General features: G+C 59.6%; 1 protein-coding gene. It reads left to right on the forward strand.

From position 1 onward, the window contains the following. The first annotated feature begins 77 nt into the window (after nt 1–77). On the forward strand, nt 78–1,451 hold the full coding sequence (locus tag QTL94_RS26280; protein ID WP_289803571.1) for an ISNCY family transposase: 1,374 nt from the start codon (nt 78–80) through the stop codon (nt 1,449–1,451). Nucleotides 1,452–1,615: the final 164 nt, after the last annotated feature.

Below are 1,615 nucleotides of genomic sequence, written 5' to 3' on the forward strand. Positions count from 1 at the left end.
CCGCAAAGTTAGAATGTCCTGATCCTGCAAAGTTAAAATGTCACTCTCCCCGCGTTTGATGACGTGGGAGATTGCGGATGGGATTGATTACGATGAGCGAGCGCGATCTGCAGCGGATCGAGATTTTGTCGAAAGTGATCGCCGGCCGTATGACGCTGGTGTCGGCGGCACATGTGCTTGAGCTGAGCGAGCGTCAGGTGCGTCGGCTGCTGGATCGGATCAGCGCTGGCGGTGCGGCGTCGATCCGCCACAAGGCGATTGGGCGACCATCGAACAACCGGATCAGCGACGGCGTTCGGGACTATGCGATGACGCTGGTTCGCGAACGTTATGCGGATTTCGGTCCGACCCTGGCGACGGAGAAGTTGGCTGAGCGTGATGGCTTGCGTGTGTCGCGCGAGACGGTGCGCGGTTGGATGTCTGATGCGGGACTGTGGTTGTCACGCAAGCAGCGGCGGACGTTTCATCAGCCACGGCTTCGACGCGAGGCTTATGGCGAGTTGGTGCAGATCGATGGGTCGGAGCATCGCTGGTTTGAGGATCGCGGGCCGCCTTGCTCGCTGCTGGTGTTTGTCGACGATGCGACCGGCAGGCTGATGCAGCTGCGTTTCGTGCGCTCGGAAAGTGCCTTCACCTACTTCGAGGCTCTGGAACTCTATCTCCAGCGTCACGGCGCACCGATTGCCTTTTATTCGGACAGGCACTCGGTGTTCCGGGTGGCGAAGAAGGATGCCAAAGGCGGCCAGGGCATGACCCAGTTCGGGCGTGCGCTTTGCGAGTTAAGCATTGAGATTCTTTGCGCAAATTCGAGCCAGGCCAAGGGTCGTGTCGAGCGCATGAACCGAACGCTGCAGGACCGCCTGGTCAAGGAGCTGCGGCTTTCTGGCATCGACAGCATGGAGGCTGGCAATACGTTCCTGCCGGACTTCATGGAGGACTACAATGCACGGTTTGCGGTCACCCCTGCCCGTTTGGAAGACCTGCATCGGCCGCTGAATCTGGCGCCGGATCGGTTGACGGAGATCCTGTGCAAGCGCGAGCAGCGTTATGTGGGATCGCAGTTGACGTTTTCGTTCGAGCGCAAGCGGATCATGCTGCAGGAGACCGAAGTGACGCGTGGTCTAGTCGGTCGCTATGTCGAGACCTATGCCTATGCGGACGGTCGTCTGGATGTGAGGTGGAAAGGCTACTCCCTGCCCTACACGGTGTTCGACAAGGACCAGCGGGTGACGCATGCGGCGATCACCGAGAACAAGCGGTTGGGTGATGTTCTGGCCTATATCAAGGAACGCCAGGAGCAGCAGGACAAGCCGACGGTGAAGAGCAACAGCGACAAGAATGGCTACGTCAAACGGGCTCGCGGACCGGGCCGGCGGAAGGATTTCATGAACGATCCGGCAGTGATCGCACAGCGCCAGAAGGCACTGTCGCGACAGCAGGCTACGGAGTGAGGCGTCTCAAAGCTAAAGCCGAAGGGGTGTGTTTACCACCCGCCCCGATCTGATCTTGCAAGCGGGATCAGCCGCTCAGATCGGGGCTGGTCGCTGTACAGTGTAGCGACCAGTCGGACATTTCTACTTTGCAAACCGCCGGACATTCCAACTTCTCCGCCACA

The sequence above is a fragment of the Rhizobium sp. S96 genome (genome assembly GCF_030382195.1).
Taxonomy (GTDB): Bacteria; Pseudomonadota; Alphaproteobacteria; order Rhizobiales; family Rhizobiaceae; genus Rhizobium.

Coding starts and splice junctions, on each gene's coding strand:
- QTL94_RS26280 (WP_289803571.1), top strand. CDS start 78: ATGGGATTGATTACGATGAGCGAGCGCGATCTGCAGCGGATCGAGATT.